The following is an 18,818-nucleotide window of genomic DNA, read 5'->3' on the forward strand; positions in this document are numbered from 1 at the left end:
GTCCCTCTCATCGGACCACCTCGAACAGCCCCGCCACTCCCAGGCCCCCGCCCACGGCCGCGGCCGCCATGCCCAGCGACCCCGCGGGGGCGCCCGAGCGCACGAGCCTGCTGAACAGCCGCACGACCGACACGGCCCCGCTCGCGCCCCACGGGTGCCCCAGTGCCAGGGCGCCGCCGTCCGCGCACAGGCGGGCGTCGTCGTCGGGCAGGTCGAGTGCGTCCGTGAAGGCCAGGACCTGCGCCGCGAACGCCTCGACGAGCTCGATCGCGGCGAGGTCGTCGGTGTTCCGGCCCGTACGGGCCAGGACCTCGCGCACCGCCGGGACAGGGCCCCAGCCGGGCTGGCGCGGGTCGCAGCCGCGCGTCACGCCGCCGACGAGGCGCAGTCCAGGCAGGCCGAGCCGCGCCCGCACGTGCTCGGGGACGATCGCGACGGTTGCCGCGCCGTCGCTGATCGGGCTCACGTTGCCCGCCGTCCCCGTCCCGCGCGGCGTGAACGCGGCCGGGAGGCGTGCGAGCAGCGCCGGGTCGAGCCGGCGAGCACGCTCGTCGTGGGTGAGCCTCCCGACCGGGACCGTCTCGTCGGCGAACCGGCCCGCTGCGTGCGCCGCGAGGGCGCGCGCATGAGAGCGTGCGGCGTAGGCGTCCTGGCGCTCGCGGTCGATGGCATGGGCGCGGGCGAGGGCGTCGGCGGCGGCGCCCATGTCGGGGTCGCCGTACTCGGGCGGGGTGAACGGCGCACGGTCGTACGGGACCGGGGCGGCGGTCGAGCCTCGTCGGGGGCGGCGCGCGCGGACCGGCGCGGTCGACGGGCTCTCGACACCGCCCGCCAGGACCAGGTTCCCGTCGCCCGCACGGATGCACTGCGCGGCGAGCAGGATCGCGGCCAGCCCGCTGCCGCACTGCCGGTCGACCGTCAGACCGGGCACCTGCTCGGTGAGTGGACCTGCCGGGTCGGCGAGCGCGGCGGTCAGCACCGCGACCCGCGCCAGGTTCCCGCCCGGGCCGGTGCAGTTGCCGAGCACGACGTCCTCGACGGTCAGGCCGTGGCCGGAGGGCAGGTCCGCGAGCGTCGCGCTCAGGACGGGGGCGGCGAGGTCTGCCGCGTCGACGTCGGCGTGCCCGTGGCCCGCCGTCCCGATCCAGGTCCGCCGCGCGGCGACGACCACGGGGGAGTCAGGCGACGCGCTCACCGCAGCGCCTCGTACGCGGGCTCCCCGGACAGCAGCGCCTCGCTGATCGCGCCGCGCGCGGCCTTGCCCGACGGCGTCCGCGGCAGCTCGCGCACGCCGTACCAGTGGCGCGGGCGCTGGGCCGAGGACAGCGAGGCCCGGGCCACGCGTTCGAGGTGCGCGCGCAGCCCCGGCCGGTCCGCGCACTGCACCACGGCCGTCACGACCGCGCCCAGGCGGCGGTGCGGGGTCCCCACGACCACGACGTCCTCGACGCCCGGGATCGCGCGCAGCACGACCTCGACGTCCTCGGGAACCACGGTCGCGCCGCCCGTGAGGATCGCGCCGTCGCCCCGGCCGCGCAGGACCAGGGGGGCGCCGCCCTCGCCTGGGGTGGGCCCGGGGACGGGGACCTCCGCGAGGTCGCCCACCGTGCACCACTCGCCGTCGCGGCGGAACGGACCCGTCGCGCGGGCGAGATACCCCTGCGCGACCCACGGCGACCGGACCCAGACCTCGCCGAGCGTCGCCCCCGGCAGCTCGCGCACCTCGACCTCGACGTCCGGGAAGGGGCGCAGGCCCGTGCCGTCGGTGTCGATCGCGACGAACGACAGCTCGACGGCCCCGTAGTACGTCACGACGCCCACCCCCGCGCGGGCCGCGCGCTCGCGCACGTCGTTCGGCAGCGACGCACCCCCGACCACGGCGGTCCGCAGGCGGCTCGGGGCGCCCGCCTCGATCGCGTCGAGGATCGGTTCGAGCGCCGAGGGCACGAGATGCACGACGTCGGAGGTCGCCAGGGCCGTCGTGATCGCGGCGTCCCCCTTGGCGAGCTGGACGCACGCACCGGTCGCGAGGGCCTGCACGGCCGCGAAGCAGTACAGCGACGACGCGAGCGGACCCGGCACCAGGACGGTGTCCTCGGGCCCTGTGCCCGTGAGGCGCGCGGCCGCTGGGAACGAGCCCGTCCAGGAACCGCGCGTCCGGACGACCGCGCGCGGGCGACCCGTGCTCCCCGACGAGAAGCCGGCCCACGCGAGATCCGCGGCCGACGGCTCGGCGGGAGCGGCGCCGTCGGGCCCGCTGTCTGCGACCGAGCCGCCGAGCGGGGCGAGCGCGTCCGTCGCGCTGCCCCGCGGGAGCGGGACCTCGACGAAGCCCGCCGGGGCGATGGTGCGCAGGACCTCGGCGCGCTGGGCGCGCGACCACGTGTGGTCGCAGACGAGGGGAGTGGTGCCCGCGAGGTCGACCGCGAGGAGGGCCGTGAGGAGGTCGACGGGGTCGGGCAGGGAGATCGCGACGACGTCGCCCACGACCGTTCCGGTCGCCCGCAGGAACTCCGCTCCTGCCGCGACGTCCGCGGCGAGGGCTCGGTAGGTGCGAGAGCGATCGGGGGAGCGCAGCGCGCAGCGCCCCCCTGCGGAGCTGCGGGCGTGCGCGATGACGGCGTGGGCGACGGGCATGAGGGGATCGTAGGTCGATCAGGCCGCGGGGCTCGCGGTGGGCTGGTTCTCTGGCGTCCTCGGACCGCGGCGCAGCGGTGACGCAGCGGGGTAGGCGCGGACCACGCCGACCGTGACCGAAGCCGCGACCACGGCCTTGAGGAGGTCGCCCGGGAGGTACATGAGCGAGCCGGTCGCGACCGTCCGGAGCGAGAAGCCCGTGACGAGCGACTGCAACGGGATGCCCAGGGCGTACATGACGAGCATGCCGCCCACGACGCACGCCGCCAGGACGCGCCAGAAGGACAGAGCCTCGAACCGCTGGACGATCAGCCCGATCACCGCGGCGCCCACCACGAAGCCGACGAGGTAGCCCGCCGACGGGCCCACGAAGACCCCCGGGCCGCCGCGGCCGCCCGACAGGAGCGGGAGACCCGCCATGACGAGCGCGAGGAACGTGAGCATCGCGAGCGCGCCGCGCCATGCGCCGAGGAGCGCGCCGGCGAGCATGACGCCCAGGGTCTGGAGCGTGATCGGGACGGCGTTGCCGAACAGGGCCAGCGCGCCCGGCATGCCCAGGACCGCGGTGAGCGCGGCGAACGTCGCGATGCGGGCCGCGTCGGCCGCGCTGATGCTCCAGCGGGACGTGAGTGGCTCGTGGGGCTCGGGCGTCCCCGGCTCGTCGGCTGTGATCGGACGGTCGGAGCGCTGGTCCGTGGGCACGTCAGGGGGCAGGTCTGTCGGCACGGCGCGGGCCACGGGAACTCCTCGGGTGGGTGAACGTACCAGGCGGCACGAGTCCACTCTGGCCGAGCCGGTCGATCGGACGCGTCGGGCATGGCCCTCAGCGCGACGGGGTCAGGATGGTGGAAGTCGACAAACGACTGGAGGAAACCACCAAGAACAGCAGGGGGTCCTGGCTGCCTGATAGAGGAACTGACCAAACGGCCGACGACGGTGTGACGAGACGGCTCGCTGCGGACGGCCTTCGTGCGCTGAGTCTCAGCCTCGGCGGGGCCCTGGGGCCGGTCCCGTGCTGCCCCGGGAGGTCTGGGCCGTCGCTATGATCCTCGTTCCTGGCCCCGGCGGCCACGGCTCGACGGCGGAGGGGAGAACGGTGATCGACAAGGACGACCTGTTCCCGGTCGGGAGCGTCTGCGTGGCCGTCGCACGGGTCTTTTTCAGCTTTCGAGGCGAGGTCGACCGGTCCCGAGGAACCGTCGAGTTCTGTTGGCAACGCGGTGGCGCGACGACGGTCGACACCCGGTCCGACTGGACGCTCGTCGGAGGATCCACCCGGTGGGAGGACCCCTACCGGGACGTCGAGGAGGCCGAGAGGGCGGCGATCCACCAGGAGTACGGGATCTTCGTCCTCGAGGAGGCGAGGCCACCCGACCCGCTGTCGAGCGTCGTCGGAGGCAGGCTGCTCGGCGTCCGCCGCGAGTTCGACGAATACGACTATTGGATGGACGTCGACCTGCTGTTCGACCGGGGCCTCGTGCGACTCGAGTCCTGGGAGGGAGAAGTCCGGATTCGCGTCTCCGACGTCGCGCCCGGCCTCGTCGAGGACGGAGCCGCATGAACCCGCCACAGGAAGGCGCCACGGTGACGTACACCCTCTGCCGGGATTCGAGGCTCTCGTTCTCGAGGACAGCTGGATCCTGGCCGTCATCGCCACCCCTGCGGAGCTCGTCATCGAGGCAGACCTGGTCCTGACCACGGCGCACCCCACATATCGATCACGACTGGCCGGCGAGCCGTTCTGCTATCGCAGGGGAGTGATTCGCTTCGGGGAAGTCCGGGCACTCTCGTGGGTGAAGCAGGGCGCCCCGCCAGCCGTCGACGCTTCAGGCGCGTTGGACCTCGGCTCGTTCGACGAGTTCGACGTGTCCGATGGGACGTACACCCTCAGCGGCGACTTCGGGCAGTTCGTCATCGAATCAGGGGTTCCGACGATAGAGATCCGCGACGACAAGGAGACCGCGACGAGCGCCTGGACGCCGCCGAGCGGCCGCGACCGATGACCGACGCGCTCGTGCTGCTGCGGCGCGCTGGGTGGAGGCCTGAGCGGCGCATCGAGACGCAACGACTCCGGTGGTTGACGGCGATGATGTCGCCCGCGTGGCCGGGCAGGACGACGGGGTGGGACTCCAAGGATCGTGACGCTGCTCCTGGTGTCTCATCCCGTGGGTGCCGAACAAATGGTGATCGCCTCGCGACCTGCTCTGGACTAGCGATTCGTCACGGCGCTCGGACGTTGCGGATCGATGGACACGAGGCTGCGAGGTCGGGGAACGCCGGCTGGTGTGCCGAACGTTCGGAGGCCGTCGGACGAGCGGTCACCCCGGTCGGGGACCACTCCCATCTGACGCCCACGATCGACGAGTCCGGCAAGTTCCGGGGGGGGGGCGGTACCGGTCCGATCAAGCGGATCGACGAGGGAGGGGGGCAGTGATGACGAATCGTCTTCTGCTCACCGAAGACACTGTCGAGCTCGTCATGCGGCTCCTTCTCAGCGGAGCGATCGATCGAACGATCGCGTGCCAGCTGGTGACACCGTGGGTCGTCGGAGACCTGCCCTCCACGCGGCTTGCGGAGTCGGGTGCCCAGGCGATCCACGGGTTCGACCTGGTTCGGGTTGGTGGCCGTGAGCACCACCCCTCGGCGCCCGATCGAGAACACGACTTTCTGTTCGACGACCGCGAGGTGGCGACCCGCTGCCACACGTGGCTCGTTCGAGGTCGCGAGACGGAGAGTTCTTGACCAGCGAACGACCGCCGAGGATGCCGGGCAGACGCTTGGTGTTGCCCGAGTGGACCCCAGCCTCAGCCGGTGACCACCGCGCCTCCTTCGAGCCGTGACACGGTCCTGGAGCGGGCATCGTGATGTGAGAAGGTGAGTCGCTCGACGAGACCGAAGCTCGAAGGAGAGCCCGTGAACCTCCCCGACCTCGTCCTGATCGGCTATTGGCAGGGCAGAGGGGCCGACGGCTGGCCCGACCCTGCGGACTTCGTCGACCCTGACTGGGACGACGACGAGCGCGATCTCGTCGTCCGCTACTTCGCGCGGGGGTTCGTGGTCCGGTACTACATAGGGTATTCGCCGTGCCGGCTCTGCGGGATGAACAACGGCGCGTTGGAGCTGAGCGACGGCGTCAACGTCTGGCCGGAGGGGCTGAGGCACTACGTCGTCGACCACGACGTGCGTCTTCCGCAGGAGTTCGTCTCGCACGTGGCGACGACGACCGAGGCCTTCGAGACTGCCGGGCGTGACGAGTCGTGGTGGCGCGCGATGGCTTCGCGGAGGGAGTGACGGTGAGGAGCAGAGAGGAGCTTGAGGTACTCGCGGCCGGTTTGAGGCCGGGCAAGCCCCCCGGTGATCCAGCGGCCATGATCGATGAGGCCCAGCGGCTGAGAGCCGCCGGTCTCTCGGTGGTCGAGACGATGTTCGTCGTCGCCACGGCCTTCGACGTCTCGCTCGGTGACGCGAAGGCAACGGTCCTGACCGGTGACGTGTCCGGTGCCCTGATCGCAGAGCACTCCCGGCTTCTCGACGCCGTCGAGGCCGACCCCAGGTTGACGTCCACGCTGGACGACCTCTGACGACCAGGGGTCGAGGGGCGATCGGACGGCCGTCGGTGACGACGCGAGCGGGCAAGGTTGTCCCCGCGGGCGCGCAGACCGTTCCCGTGCGAGCGCTCGTCGTCCCCGAGCTTGTGCGGAAGTCCGTCGTGGCCCTAGTGTCCAGCTACCGCTGCTGGCTGGCTGTTGTCCGAGAGTCCGTCGGGGCTCGCCCGGCAGGGTCAGGGTTGGGTGTGGCGTTCGTCATCGGGGGTGATGGAGCTGGAGATGTCCTACGACCAGTGGAGAACTGACGAACTCCAGGGAACGACACAGGCGGACTACGTGATTGCTCTCGACGCCCGTCTCCGCCTCATCGACGGCGGCGTCACGCTCCTCGAAGAGACAGGCTTCCCCGTCGTAGAGCTTGCTCGAAGCCTGCTCGCCTGGCTCGACGGTTTCGCGGACGGCGATTTCGAGTTCGAATCGATGTCGTACGAGGAGAGCGGCGCGATCCGGATACAGCAGACGGAAGCGGGTTGGGTGGTCGGCTCGGTCTTCGCGCCGGGGCTGACGACAGCGCCGACTGATCGCTCCGGCGTCGAAGAGCGCTGTCGACTCATTGTCGCCATGGTCGAGTCCGATCTCGAAGAGCTCGGCGTCGATCCCGCCGAAGTACTCAGGCGATGACGGAGGCCCGATCACCAGTTGTCGAGTCGCACGGAGATTCGACCGTCGAGGTGCGAGCACCCGGACGACGTTGCGCAGGCCACCCCCACCCGCGGGGATCGACGATGAACGCGCTCGAACTGTTGGGAGGACGGCAGGTAGCCCGATCGGCAGGTCGACGTCGAAGAGATGTGCGGGCCGCGCCTGCGGAGCGCCGAACGAAGGTGGCGCGGCCCCAGCCTCAGCCGGTGACCGCGCCACCCGTCACACCACCAGGGTCAGACCTCCCCAGGCAGCGCCTTCCTGATCACCAGCCTGGTCCACCCGCCGAGGTAGATGCGGTCGCCGTCGGCGACCTCGCGGCGTTGTCCGGCCGGGATCGGGTCGATCGGCAGCTCGCCGCCCGCGGGGCTCAGGTACGTACCGTTGGACGACTGGAGATCCTCGATCCACCAGCGCTGCCCGTCGGTGTTGAGCTGGCAGTGCCGTCGCGAGACGCCGGTGTCTGCGCCGCAGTCGATCTGCGGGTGGATGTTGCGTGACACCGACGGGCGTCCCACGAGCACGCTGCGTTCGCGCAGCACCACGAGGCCGGGCAGCCCGGCCGACGGCAGCGGGTCCTCGGCCTTCTGCGCCTGGTACCAGTCGGGGTCGATCCACACCTCGACGACCCACTGGTCCTCGCCCGGCACGGGCGGGGTGGGCAGGTGCGTCCCCGTGCCCGACGGCGTCGCTCCCGTCCGCGCGGACGCCGCCTCGCCCTCTGCCGGGCCGGTGGGAGCACCAGGAGCACCGGGAGCGACGAGAGGTCCGGTCCTCGGGTCGCCGGCACCGGCAGAGGCGGACGACGAGTCACCCGACTCAGGGTCGCCGACGGGCGGCGCGAGAGCAACCGGGGCCGACAGCGGGTCGAGGTCGAGCGACGACGCCGGGGGATCGAGCGGCCCCGGCGACCCGGCGGGCGCACCCGCTGACACCGGGGTCGCGGCGGACGGCGCCCCGGCGGGCTCGGGCAGCGAGCCCGTCGTGAAGTCGTAGCCGCAGTTCTCGCAGAACAGCGCCCCGGCCGCGGCCGGGAAGGAGCAGTGCGGGCACGCGATGGGCTCGCCACCCGGCGCCGCGCCACCACTGCCAGCAGCACCGGCTGCGGCCCCGACAGACCCGGAGGCCACCGCCGCCGACGCGCCGCTCGCGGCCCCCATGGGCTCGCCGCACACGTCGCAGTAGTCGGTCGACTCGGACGCGTGCCCGTTGGGGCAGGTCGCGCTCATCGCTTGACCCGGGTCGTCTTGGTCGAGGCGGTGTCGAGGGCCATCTCGTCGAGCTTGTCGGTGTGGCGCTTGAGGCGCACGGTGCCCTGCTCCTCGCTCTCGATCTCGACGACCTTGCGCAGGCGCGAAGTCGCCTCGTCGTTGCCGGTCTCGGCCGCGAGCTGCACGGCGCGGCCGAGCTTGACCGTGGCGGTCGCCTCGTCGCCCGCCGCCTTGGCCGCGAGGCCCTCCTGGATCGCGGACGCGAGCTCTGCCTGGCCCGTGTAGTGCGCGACCTCCGGGTTGATGCGCGTGGTGAGCGCGCCGTCGTCGGACCACTTGGCCTTCACGAGACCCGACGAGACCACCTCGCCGTTCACGGCGAGCTGGACGCGCGCCGCGAGCTGCTCGGAGCCCACGGGCTTCGAGGCCACGCGCACGGCCACGTGGTAGTCGCGCGACTCGTCGCCCCACGAGCCCGTGGGGTAGGAGCCCGTGAGCGGGTTGACCACGGCGCGGCGCGTCGTGAGGTCCTCGACCGTCGGGGCGACCTGGCGCACGAACAGCACCTGGGCGCCCTGCGGGGCCCACACGCGCAGGTCCGCGGAGGCCACGCCGCGCGACATGGACTTCTGGACGAGCGAGGAGAAGTCGGCCGCGATCTCGCTCGGGTCGGCGATGAGGTCGACCGTCCCGAGCAGGGCCGTCGAGATCTCGCGCAGCTCGTCGACCTGCCAGCGCGAACCGACGCCGCGCGCGTCGCACTGGAACCTCCCGGTCACGGCGCGCACGACCTGCGACAGGTTCTCGCGCGGCTCCGACTCGTTCTTGCCGTCGGTCAGCAGGATCGCGTGTCGCTGGACGGCCTGGGGCACGGTGTCGAAGAGCTGGGCCGCGAGCTGGAGCCAGGTGCTCATCGCGGTGCCGCCCGACGGGCTCATCATGGCGATGGCTCGCTTGGCCTCCTCGCGCGCCGCGGGCTCCATCTGCACCATCGCGACGCGCGCGTTGGGGTACGGGAACGCGCGCTGCGCGACGTGGCTGCCGCCGACGATCGCGAACCAGGTCCCGTCGAGGATCTGGTCGACCGCGACCTGCGCGGCGTACTTGGCGGACTCCATGTTGCGCCCGGACATCGAGCCGGACGTGTCGACCATGATGATCTCGGCGACGCCGCCGCCCGACGTCGCCGCCCCCGCCCGACGTCGCCGCCCCCGCCTGACCTGCCCCTCGGGCGGTCACCGTCACGATGGCGTGCACATCCGTGGCGCCCTCGGACAGGAACTCGTTCTGGAAGACCTCGGCGGAGAACTCGGCCATGGGTTCTGGGCTCCTTCGTGGATCAGAGGGCGTGCGTCGCGGGCTCGTCGCCCGAGAAAGCGTCTGTGTGCAGGCTATCGGAGGTGTCCGGGGCGGCGAGCGCCTCGAAACGGGCAAGGGTCGCGGTGATGTTGTCCCGGCCGCCCTGGGCGTTGGCCCAGCGCACGAGCTCGGCGGCCAGGGCGCGGGGCTCGCGTCCCGTCGTGGCCTCGACCCGCCGCACGAGGTCCGCGAGGTCGTCGGCCGCGGAGCAGTAGTTCCACAGGCCGTCCGAGCAGACCAGCAGCCAGCCCGAGGAGTCGGGGACGGTCGGGGCGCAGCGGGCCGCCGGGTCGGTCGAGTCGGGCCCGAGCCACCGCGTGATCGCGTGCGCCTGGGGTGCGTTCTCGGCGACGTGGCGCGGGGTGCCCATGGCCATGAGCTCGTGCGCCCACGAGTCGTCGACGCTGAGCTGACGGGCCGCCCCGGCGTCGGGGATCCAGTAGGCGCGCGAGTCGCCGACCCAGCCCGCGACGACCAGCGGGCCGTCGACGACGGCCGCGACGAACGTGCACGACGGCGGCTCGGCCCGCTCGGCCTTGTCGCCCACAGCGACCAGGACGGCGTCGTTCGCGGTCGTCGACGCGGCGACCATGAGGGCCTGCCACGCCTGGATGCGCTCGGTGACGTCGCCCGTGACGGGCGCGGCGCCGTCGGGCCCGCCGGACGCGAGCACGTCGCGGGCCGCACGCGCGGCCGCGAGGCTCGCGACGTCGGAGTCGGGCGCGGCCGAGACCCCGTCGCACACCACGAGGGCCGCGAACCGCCCGACCGTGGCCGGGTCGCCCGACGCGGCGAGCGCCATGGCGTCCTCGTTGCGCGAGTGCCGGATGCCGCGGTCGCACACGCCCGCGACCCAGGGTGCGGGCTGCTCGGCCCAGTGGTCGCGCTCGACCTGGGCCTTCTCGCCGCACTGCTCGCAGTACCCGTCGTCCGCGACGGTCCCGCCGCAGCTCGTGCAGGGTCGCCCGGCCGCGGGGGGCGGCGGAGGAGGGGGCGGCGGCACAGAGCCCGAGTCGGGGTCCGTGGGCTTGAGGTCCGGCGGGGGCAGCGGCAGGGTCAGGGGAGGCAGCGCGGGCACGGGCGGGCGCGCCAGGATGGGCGGCCCGTCCCCGGCGGCCACCGCAGGCCCGACGTCGGAGCCACAGTTCTCGCAGAACCTCGCCCCGGGGGCGGGCACCTCACCGCACGTGGCGCACGGCGCGAGCAGGCCGGGCGGGCTCTCCTGCGCGCTCACGTCGTCGTCCAGCGGCGCACGGCGTTCGCCCGGTCGACGAGGTCGATCTTCGCGACGCGGTCCTCGGTGAGCGTCGCCATCTCGCGGTAGGCCCCCTCGAGGGCGTCGCGCAGCGGTGGCTCCTTGGGCTCAACCCCACCGAGTCGTGCCGTGCCGACCTGCTTCTTGACCGTGACCTCCTCGAGCGCGGAGCGCAGGACGTCGATCGAGAGGGCCACGCGGTCGCGCTGGGGGATCGCGACCGACTCGACGCTCGCGAGGGCCTCGGCCAGGGCCGTGAGCCCCCGGTCGGACCCGGCGAGGAGCCGGGCGCGGCGCATGCGCGCGTCGGTGTAGGAGCTGCGGGTCGGGGTCACGAGGTCCAGGGCGTGCAGGGCCCCGTCCAGGTCGCCGCGCGCCTGCCGGATGCGGGCGAGCCCGAACGCCGCGGGCGCGGTGTAGTTCGCGTCCGACCGGGCGCAGATCACGTACAGCGACTCGGCGACGTCCGGCTCCCCGCTGACCTCGCACGCGACCGCGAGCGCGAGCTTCGGTGCGAGCTCGCCGGGGACCTGGCCGTAGACGGCGTTGAACGAGGCGCGGGCGTCCGCAGCCTCGCCGCGTGCGAGCTCGGCGAGCCCACCGATCCAGGCAGCACGCCACTCCCACGGGTCGTCGGCGAGGATCTCGACGATCGTCTTGTCGACCTCGGCGAACCGGCGGTGCTCGATCGCGGCCTTGGCGTACGCGAGCCGCACCTCGACCGTCGACTCGGGGGCCGCGGCGAGGGCAGCCATGCGAGCCGCGGGGTCGGCGATGTTGACGCCCGCGAGCCAGCTCGCCATGGGGTCGGACTCGTCGATCTTGAGCGTCGGCAGGGCGTCCCACGTCAGCGGGTGGTCGGCGTCGTCGGACACGGGCGCCTCGAACAGGACGGAGGCCGCCGAGTGCAGCGCGCCGCTGCCCGGGCCGCGGTCGGTCGCGACGACCTCGCGCAGCACGCCGATGAGCTGGGCGCGCATCTCGTCGATCGTCGCGAACCGGTCGGACGGGTCGAGCGCGCACGCCTTGGCGAGCAGGCGGTAGAACGAGTCGTACTGCTGGAAGACCGGGGTCTCGGCGACCGGCGGCAAGGACGCGACGTACGTCGTCTGGTTCCCGCGGAAGTCCAGCACGAGCGTCGCGAGCGTGCGCCCGATCGTGTAGACGTCGGACGCGACCGACGTCCCCATCTCCGCGACCTCGGGAGCCTGGTAGCCGACCGTGCCGAAGATCGCGGACGTCATGTCGTCCAGGCGCCGCACGCCGCCCAGGTCGATCAGCTTGACGCCGTCGCCCTGCTGGATCATGTTGTCGGGCTTGAAGTCGCAGAAGATCAGGCCCAGGTCGTGCAGGTACGCGAACGCCGGGAGGATCTCCAGGACGTAGGCCAGCGCCTGGTCCACGGGCAGCGGGTTCACCACACCGCCGTTGTCGTCGCGGCGGTCCTTGAGGATCTCCTTGAGCGACTTGCCGCCCACGTACTCCATGACGGTGTAGCCCGCGCCGTCGTGCATCACGAAGTTGTAGATCTCGACGATCAGCGGGTGCTCGACCTCGGCCAAGAACTGGCGCTCGGAGATCGCGGCCGCGAACGCGTCGGGGTCGCCCGAGTTGAGCAGGCCCTTGAGCACGACCCACCGGCCCGACACGTTCTGGTCGCGGGCCAGGTAGATCCAGCCGAGGCCGCCGTGCGCCAGACAGCCCACGACCTCGTACTGGCCGCCCACGACGTCGCCCGGCGAGAGCTGCGGGTCGAACGAGAACGCGGTGCGGCACTGCGGGCAGAAGCCCGAGGTGCGGCCCGGGACGCCGTCACGCGACCTGCCGACCTTGGCGCCGCACGTGGGGCAGAAACGCTTCGACTCGGCGAGCTCAGGCACGGCCATGATGGCCTGGAGCGGGTCGCGGACCGGCGCGCTGGGCACGGTCGTCAGGCCTGCGCCCAGGCGGTGACCGCGCAGACGCGTCGAGGACGTCCCCACGCGCCGCGTGGACTTGGTGCCCGTCACGGCCGAGCGGGCCGAGCCGAGCGCGGCGCTCGCGAGCTGGGTCGAGCTCGTGCGCCCGGTGCGGGTCGAGACGGCCTCGCCCTCGGGGCCGGGGCCGGCCGCGTAGTTCGGCGCGGCCTGCGCGATGCCCGTGCCGAGCATGGCCGACGGTGAGGCGGCGGCTGCCGTCGCGGTCGTCGACGACCCTGCCGCGCCGGGAGCACCGGCCGCGCCCGACGGCGCGGCGGGCGAGCCGCAGACGTTGCAGTAGCCGTCCTCGATGAAGCCGGTGCAGCCCGGCTGGGAGCAGGGCTCCTGAGCGGTCGTGGTCATCGGGACGATCCTTCCTGGCCCGGCGTGGGCGACGGTCCGGGCGACGAGAGGTGTGCGGGCAGGTCACGGGACAGGAACTGGTACTGCTCGACGAGGAAGCGCAGGAGCACCACGTCGCAGGGCACGGCCTCACCCGCCTCGCGGGCCTCGGCCAGCCCGGAACGGACCGTGGGGGAGGCGCTGCGGCCGTTGGCGTCGGCCTTCACGCGATAGGCGTCGAGCCGGTAGCGCAGCTCTGCCCGTTCGCGCAGCGGCGCGGTGTACGCGGACTCGACCGTGTCGAACGCGCGCGCGACGGTCGCGAGCCGCGTCAGGAACCCGTCGAGCCCCGCGCGGTCGTGCGGGACCTCACCGAGGCGCGACACGTCGGGCACCGCGAGGCGCGGGGGAGCGGCGATCTCGCGGCGGGCACGGGCCGCGAGCTTGCGCAGCGAGGGTTCGCGTGCCTCCAGGGCCGCGTAGCGCTCGACCGCCTGCGCGCGGTCGCGGGCCAGCTCGCGGCGCTCGGACGCACCCACGATGAGGTCTCGCTCGGTGCGGGCGACCTCGGCCTCGAGCTCGGTCAGGGGGCCGGTCACGTCGGCGCCGTGCGACGCCTTGTCCCGCAGGCGCGTCCAGCGCCCACGGAGCTTATCCACCCGGCCACGGGCCTCGGTGTCGGAGCCGGCGAGCTCGTCGCACCGGGCCAGCTCGGCGCGCAGCCCACGGAACCGGGCGACCTCGTCGGCCGCGTTCGGGTCGAACGACAGGCGCGTGCGCAGCGCGGCCACGATCGCGTCGCACAGCCGCGTCGCCTCGACCAGCGACACGAGCGACGATCCGTCGGGCGAGCTGAGCCGCCCCCAGATGAGCTGTGAGATCTTCTCGCGCGCGACCGCGTCCGCGCGCCCCGAGTCCCAGACCGCGGCCATCTCGTCGGCCCGCGTGCGGGCAGCCTGCCACAACGTCATGGCGAGCAGCATGTCCGCGGTGTACGTCTCGGGGGACGCGGCTGCCTGCGCCGCGGTGTCGAGGCGGTCGAGCTCGGTCCGCCGGGCACGCAGCCACTCCTCGAGCGCCGCGAGGTACGTGAAGAGCTCCGCGGCGGGGCTCGCCTCGCCCAGGCGTCCGGGCGCGGTCGGGGCCTGCTGCGTGCGCGGGGCCACGGGCGGTCCGGCAGCCGCAGGGGAGGGCGAGGAGCCTGGCGTCACGGCGTGCGGCCGTACACGGCGACCGGCGGGGCAGGGGCCGGGCCGAGGACGCCGAGCCACTCGTCGTACAGCGCGGTCCAGGTGCCGTTGGAGCGCATCTGCTCCAGGACGCCGTTGACGAACTTCACCATGTCGATGTTCGCCGCCGGGATGCCCAGGCCGTACGGTTCGTCGGAGATCGCCTGCCCGACGACCTTCGCGTACGGGTCCTGCGCCGCGAAGCCTGCGAGGATCGTGTCGTCGCCCGTGATCGCGTCGACCCTGCCCTGCTGGAACAGCGCGAGGCAGCCCGTGTGGGTCGTCGCGGGCACGGCCTCGATGTCGGGGTACTCCTGGAGACGTTCGAGCGTCGTGGTGCCGTCCGGGGCGCAGACCCGCTGGCCCGCGAGGTCAGCGATGCCCTGCGCCTCGGAGTCCCTGGTCACGAGGACCTTCTGGCCCGCGTGGTAGTACTCCGAGGAGAACGCGATGGTCTCCCACCGCTCGCAGTTGATCGTGAACGCGCGCGCCACGACGTCCACCTCGCCGTTCTCCAGGACCTCGAGCCGCTGCCCCGACGTGATGACGCGGAACTGCAGACGGTCCGGGTCGCCGAAGATCGCGGTCGACACCTGGCGGAGCACGTCGATGTCGAAGCCCTCGATCTGCCCCGTCAGGGGGTTGCGGGCACCGAGCTGGAGAGTGTCGGCCGAGACGCCGACGACGAGGGAGCCCCGGTCACGGATCGCCGCCATGGTGCTGCCCGCCGGGAGGGCTCCCGGTCCGGGCAGCGGCCCGTCGGGCGCGTAGGACGTGACCGGGTTCTCGCACGTCGTGGCCGCGGAGACAGCGGCGCCCGCCGGGCCGCTCCCGGCCGCGGTGCTGCCCGCCGTGCTGCCCGCCGTGCCGACGACCGAGGCCACGGGTGCACCCGCGGACGATCCGGCGTCGGGCGTGGCGCAACCGGCCAGGACGAGGGCGCCCGAGAGCCCCAGCGCCACCAGGGCGCCCAGGCGCCCGCTCTTGCGGAAGGTCGTGGTGATCACCGGTACTCCTCCAGTCGGACGTTCAGGCCACGCCAGGCGAGGACCGCCGCGGCGAGGCCCGCGGCCAGCAGCAGCCAGCCCGCGAGGGCGGACTTCGTGCCCGCCGAGGCGAGGTCGGCCTGCGTGGCGCGGATGTTGTCGGTGATGTCGTCCGTGACGGACTGGGAGAAGGCCGCGAACGCGGCGTTCGGGCTGCCCTCGGCCGAGCCCGTCGCGAGCGCGACAGCCCCGTCCCAGTCGCCCGCGTCGTCGAGCGCACGGATCGCCTGGTGCTGCGTGACCCAGTCGGCCAGGTTCGCGGCCGCGGTCCCGTCGAGGACCCCGGCCGCACCCGCCTCGTCGAGGCGCTGCGTCGCGTCGGCCGTGAGCTCGACGAACGACTCCTCGTACGCCTGGCCAGAGCCGCGCTTGATGAGCGTGAAGCTCTCCATGGCCTTGGCGTCGTTGGCCTCGGAGTACGCGGTCGAGGCCGCGAGCGTCGCCGCGTACGGGCCGTCGCGGACCGCCGCGGCCGCGCTGTTGGTCTGGCTCAGCAGGACCGCGCCCACGACCCCCACGACCAGCACGACCGCGCTCGCCGCGAGCAGCCCCACGTTGAGCACCCGGTGCGTGCGCTTGGCCAGCCACACCTGCGTCGCGATCAGCAGCGCCAGGCACAGGATGCCCGCCGCGAGGATCCACAGCGCGTTGCGCACCATCGACAGGTCGGACGCCACACGGTCGGCGTTGTCGTCCACGAGCGTGGTCAGCGTCGGCAGGATCTCGTCGCGCAGCAGCGTCGAGGCCTGGTCCAGGTAGGCCGACCCCACCGGGAAGCCCTGACGGTTGTTGGCGCGCGCCTGCTCGATCAGGCCCGTGTAGACCGTGACCTGCGAGGCGACCTGGCCGAGCTCGGTGGCGTCCGCGCTGTTGGACCCCGCGAGCTCGGCGATGCGGATCGAGGCGTTCGCGATCGCGTCGTCGTAGCGCTCACGCTGGTCCACGGGTTCCAGGCCCCCGACCAGGAACGCGTTGGTCGCCGCGGCGTCCGCCACGACCAGGTCGTTGCGCACGTCCTGGACGCCCACGAGCTGGCTCGTGTCCGCACGGGCGTCGTCGAGCGCGATGCCCTGGACGCGCGCGGCCTGGAAGCCCAGCGCACCGAAGACGACCGCCGCGAGCACGCACAGCGCGAGCGCAATCCGCAGCTTGCCCGGCGAGCGCCGCAGCGCGCTGCGCACGCCCGCGCGGCGCGCGGCCCGCTCCTCGGCCTGCGTGGCGGCAGGTGCCCCCGGCCGCGCGGACGGCTGCCCGGGGTAGGAGGGCTGGACGGCCCGACCGGTCGCCGGGGCGGACCCGGGCGGCGGCGTCAGGGTCTGGCTCATGCAGGCTCCTCCTGGGGGGAGACGGTCGGGTGGTCGGAGAGGTCTTCCGGCAGGTCGGCGGGTTCGGCCGCGTCGGTCAGGATGCCGGCCGAGCCCTCGGCGGCGGTCCCGTCCTGGGGCAGCAGGTCCTCGGGCAGGATCCGGCGCAGCTCGTCGAGCGTGGGCTCCGGGGTGTCCTTGAGGCGCCACGCGTGGCGTGCGATGGCCGCGTCCAGGACGTTGCGCGCGTGGCGGCCGTTGCCGAACCCCTCGGTGCGCGGCACGAGCGAGACCATCTCCTCGAACCGGTCGAGGGTCTCGGGCAGCGCCTCGAAGTCGGCCGACGAGGCCATGCGCTCGAAGATGCCGCGCAGCTCCGCGTCCGAGTAGTCGTCGAACGTGATGGTCGTCGAGAAGCGCGACTCGAGCCCAGGGTTGGTCGCGATGAACCCGGCCATGGGGCCGGGGTACCCGGCGACGATCACCACGAGGTCGTCGCGGTGGTCCTCCATGTCCTTGACGAGCGTGTTGATGGCCTCGGCGCCGTACTGGTCCTCCGCGAGGCCGTACGCCTCGTCGATGAACAGCACGCCGCCGATCGCGGTCGCCACGACCTCGGACGTCTTGACGGCCGTCTGCCCCAGGTACCCGGCGACCAGTTCGGAGCGGTCGACCTCGACCAGGTGCCCCTTGCTCAGCAGCCCGAGCGCGCGGTAGATGCCTGCGACGAGGCGCCCGACAGTCGTCTTGCCCGTGCCCGGGTTGCCGAGGAACACGAGGTGGCGCGTGAGCGTGGGCGTGGTGAGGCCCGCGGCCGTGCGCAGCTTCTCGACGCGCAGGAGCTCGGTCTGCTGGCGGATCTCGTGCTTGACCCGGTCGAGCCCGATGAGTGCGTCGAGCTCCGCGAGGAGCTCCTCGAGCGAGCGGGGCGGCTCCGCCTCCTCCTCCGCCTCGGCGGGGGCGTCGCCGCTGGTCGCGGTCTGCGCGCCGTCGGAGGTCGCGCCGTCCACGCTGCCCGACGGCGTCGCGTGCGTCCCCGAGACCGGCCCGCCCGCGGGCTGGCCGGGGGTGCGGGCGCCCAGCGCGTCGAGGATCGCGTCCACGGTCGGCACGACGTCCTGCGCCGGAGGACGGAGACCGCCCGCGCCGACGAGCGAGCCGAGGTCGAACGGGTTCGTGGCGCTCGGCAGCGTCGGGTCGAACGTCGGCGCGGGGGAACGGGTGGTGCTCGGCGCCTGCTGAGGTCGCGGTGCGGCGGTGTGCGGCTGGGCCGCGGCCCGCTGGACGGCCGTCGTGGACGCGGCGCCGGCCGAGGCCGCGAGCCCGGGGGAGCCGAGTGCGCTCGCCGCGTCGATCACGGTCGCGAGCGCCTCCGCGTACGCGGCCGCGTGCTCCGAGCCCGCGACGACGAGAGCCGTGAGCTGGTCGGTCGGGGCCGAACGCCACCGTCGGCCTCGTTGCGCCGACTCGAAGAACGCCGTGTAGTCGCCCGGGTCGCGGCCCACGGCCTCGAGCCACGCAGGGGCTGCGCCCGTGGACGACTCGGCCACCGCGGCGGCGAGCTGCTCGCCCTCGTGCGCGACGTCGTCGGGCACGAGGCCCGCGCCGCGACCCACCGTCACGAGCGCCTCGATGCTCCGTGCGAGCGCCCCCTGGCGCGCAGCGCTCACGGCCGCTCCAACCCGCCCGGGGTGCCCGGCGCCTGCGGCTGGGCCGTGCCCACGCCCGCGTCGGGCGCGAGCGCGATCGAGGACGACTGGAACTTCTCCGCGAGGAACTGACCGTGCGCCACGAGTGCCGCGGCGTCCGCACGCGAGACCGCGTCCGAGATCTTGTCGAGCGTCACGCCCAGGAGGTCGAGCTGGTCGCACAGGATCATGAGCGAGGTCTTCCCGCGGTTGACCGCGCGCGTGTCCGCGAAGTCGCGCGGCAGGCGCAGGTAGCCGCCGACGGCCTCCGGCAGGTAGCTCGTGGCCGTCGCGACGACCGTGTGCGCCTGCGCGCTGCCGCCGCCGAGGCGGTCCAGGCGCGGGGCCATGTCGTCGACCGTCTTCGCGATGCGGTTCACACGCGCCGTGACGGCGGGCGGGACCCGGCCCTCGATCTGCGCCTGCACGGCGTCGACCGAGGCCAGGATGTCCGCGCTCGTCGGTGCCGGCGGCAGCACGGGGACCTCCGGCGGGCGCCTGCGCCCGCCGCCGAACAGGTTCTGGAACCAGCCCATGTG

At 73.5% G+C, this 18,818-nt stretch carries 18 protein-coding genes; 6 read left to right on the forward strand and 12 right to left on the reverse strand.

Going from position 1 to position 18,818, the window contains the following annotated elements; translation table 11 throughout:
- Positions 1–7: 7 nt before the first annotated feature.
- Genes IE95_RS0106915 through IE95_RS0106925 form a run of 3 tightly spaced genes read right to left on the reverse strand, consistent with a single transcriptional unit; the run spans position 8 to position 3,375 of the window.
- Entirely contained in the window at positions 8–1,195 is a 1,188-nt protein-coding gene (locus IE95_RS0106915; protein WP_036571248.1) for a thiolase family protein, read from the reverse strand.
- Entirely contained in the window at positions 1,192–2,637 is a 1,446-nt protein-coding gene (locus IE95_RS0106920; protein WP_030150901.1) for an AMP-binding protein, read from the reverse strand. The genes IE95_RS0106915 and IE95_RS0106920 overlap by 4 nt, the downstream gene beginning before the upstream one ends.
- 18 nt (positions 2,638–2,655) lie before the next feature.
- Positions 2,656–3,375, reverse strand: coding sequence for a biotin transporter BioY (locus IE95_RS0106925; protein ID WP_240666218.1), 720 nt, complete (start codon positions 3,373–3,375; stop codon positions 2,656–2,658).
- A gap of 358 nt (positions 3,376–3,733) precedes the next feature.
- Here IE95_RS0106925 and IE95_RS0106930 point away from each other — a divergent pair, with 358 nt between their 5' ends.
- The 6 genes from IE95_RS0106930 (at position 3,734) to IE95_RS0106955 (ending at position 6,866) form a co-directional block, all read left to right on the forward strand.
- On the forward strand, positions 3,734–4,198 hold the full coding sequence (locus IE95_RS0106930; RefSeq protein WP_129429390.1) for a hypothetical protein: 465 nt from the start codon (positions 3,734–3,736) through the stop codon (positions 4,196–4,198).
- A gap of 232 nt (positions 4,199–4,430) precedes the next feature.
- Positions 4,431–4,640: a hypothetical protein gene (locus tag IE95_RS20360; protein WP_129429389.1), complete on the forward strand. Its 210-nt coding sequence runs from the start codon at positions 4,431–4,433 to the stop codon at positions 4,638–4,640.
- Positions 4,641–5,070: 430 nt separating this feature from the next.
- The gene (locus tag IE95_RS0106940) at positions 5,071–5,379 is read left to right on the forward strand and encodes a hypothetical protein (RefSeq protein ID WP_129429388.1); all 309 of its coding nucleotides are present in this window, start codon (positions 5,071–5,073) and stop codon (positions 5,377–5,379) included.
- 171 nt (positions 5,380–5,550) lie between these two features.
- Positions 5,551–5,928, forward strand: a complete 378-nt coding sequence (locus tag IE95_RS0106945; protein ID WP_030150905.1) for a hypothetical protein — start codon at positions 5,551–5,553, stop codon at positions 5,926–5,928.
- 2 nt (positions 5,929–5,930) lie between these two features.
- Entirely contained in the window at positions 5,931–6,218 is a 288-nt protein-coding gene (locus tag IE95_RS0106950) for a hypothetical protein (RefSeq protein ID WP_129464116.1), read from the forward strand.
- A gap of 246 nt (positions 6,219–6,464) precedes the next feature.
- Positions 6,465–6,866: a DUF7878 domain-containing protein gene (locus IE95_RS0106955; protein ID WP_129429386.1), complete on the forward strand. Its 402-nt coding sequence runs from the start codon at positions 6,465–6,467 to the stop codon at positions 6,864–6,866.
- A gap of 257 nt (positions 6,867–7,123) precedes the next feature.
- Here the strand turns inward: IE95_RS0106955 and IE95_RS0106960 are convergent, their stop codons facing one another.
- The 9 genes from IE95_RS0106960 to IE95_RS0107000 all read right to left on the reverse strand — a co-directional run bounded on the left by IE95_RS0106960 (position 7,124) and on the right by IE95_RS0107000 (position 18,815).
- The gene (locus tag IE95_RS0106960; protein ID WP_030150908.1) at positions 7,124–8,116 is read right to left on the reverse strand and encodes an FHA domain-containing protein; all 993 of its coding nucleotides are present in this window, start codon (positions 8,114–8,116) and stop codon (positions 7,124–7,126) included.
- The gene (locus IE95_RS18725) at positions 8,113–9,252 is read right to left on the reverse strand and encodes a VWA domain-containing protein (protein ID WP_338068420.1); all 1,140 of its coding nucleotides are present in this window, start codon (positions 9,250–9,252) and stop codon (positions 8,113–8,115) included. The genes IE95_RS0106960 and IE95_RS18725 overlap by 4 nt, the downstream gene beginning before the upstream one ends.
- 185 nt (positions 9,253–9,437) lie before the next feature.
- Positions 9,438–10,691 (reverse strand): PP2C family protein-serine/threonine phosphatase, encoded by a 1,254-nt coding sequence (locus IE95_RS0106970; RefSeq protein ID WP_084689908.1) that lies wholly within the window; start codon positions 10,689–10,691, stop codon positions 9,438–9,440.
- Positions 10,688–13,033 carry a serine/threonine-protein kinase gene (locus IE95_RS0106975; RefSeq protein WP_030150910.1) on the reverse strand — a complete coding sequence of 782 codons (2,346 nt, stop codon included), beginning with the start codon at positions 13,031–13,033 and terminating at the stop codon, positions 10,688–10,690. Before IE95_RS0106975 ends, IE95_RS0106970 begins: the two co-directional genes overlap by 4 nt.
- Entirely contained in the window at positions 13,030–14,223 is a 1,194-nt protein-coding gene (locus IE95_RS0106980; RefSeq protein ID WP_240668868.1) for a hypothetical protein, read from the reverse strand. Before IE95_RS0106980 ends, IE95_RS0106975 begins: the two co-directional genes overlap by 4 nt.
- Positions 14,220–15,248 carry a glutamate ABC transporter substrate-binding protein gene (locus IE95_RS0106985; protein ID WP_036571250.1) on the reverse strand — a complete coding sequence of 343 codons (1,029 nt, stop codon included), beginning with the start codon at positions 15,246–15,248 and terminating at the stop codon, positions 14,220–14,222. Before IE95_RS0106985 ends, IE95_RS0106980 begins: the two co-directional genes overlap by 4 nt.
- Entirely contained in the window at positions 15,245–16,612 is a 1,368-nt protein-coding gene (locus IE95_RS0106990; RefSeq protein ID WP_030150913.1) for a hypothetical protein, read from the reverse strand. The genes IE95_RS0106985 and IE95_RS0106990 overlap by 4 nt, the downstream gene beginning before the upstream one ends.
- Positions 16,609–18,261: an AAA family ATPase gene (locus tag IE95_RS18730; protein ID WP_036571252.1), complete on the reverse strand. Its 1,653-nt coding sequence runs from the start codon at positions 18,259–18,261 to the stop codon at positions 16,609–16,611. The genes IE95_RS0106990 and IE95_RS18730 overlap by 4 nt, the downstream gene beginning before the upstream one ends.
- Complete coding sequence (locus tag IE95_RS0107000) at positions 18,258–18,815, reverse strand: hypothetical protein (protein ID WP_030150915.1); 558 nt, start codon at positions 18,813–18,815, stop codon at positions 18,258–18,260. Before IE95_RS0107000 ends, IE95_RS18730 begins: the two co-directional genes overlap by 4 nt.
- Positions 18,816–18,818 lie beyond the last annotated feature (3 nt).

It is taken from the genome of Oerskovia turbata (assembly GCF_000718325.1).
In the GTDB taxonomy this organism is placed as follows: Bacteria; Actinomycetota; Actinomycetes; order Actinomycetales; family Cellulomonadaceae; genus Oerskovia; species Oerskovia turbata.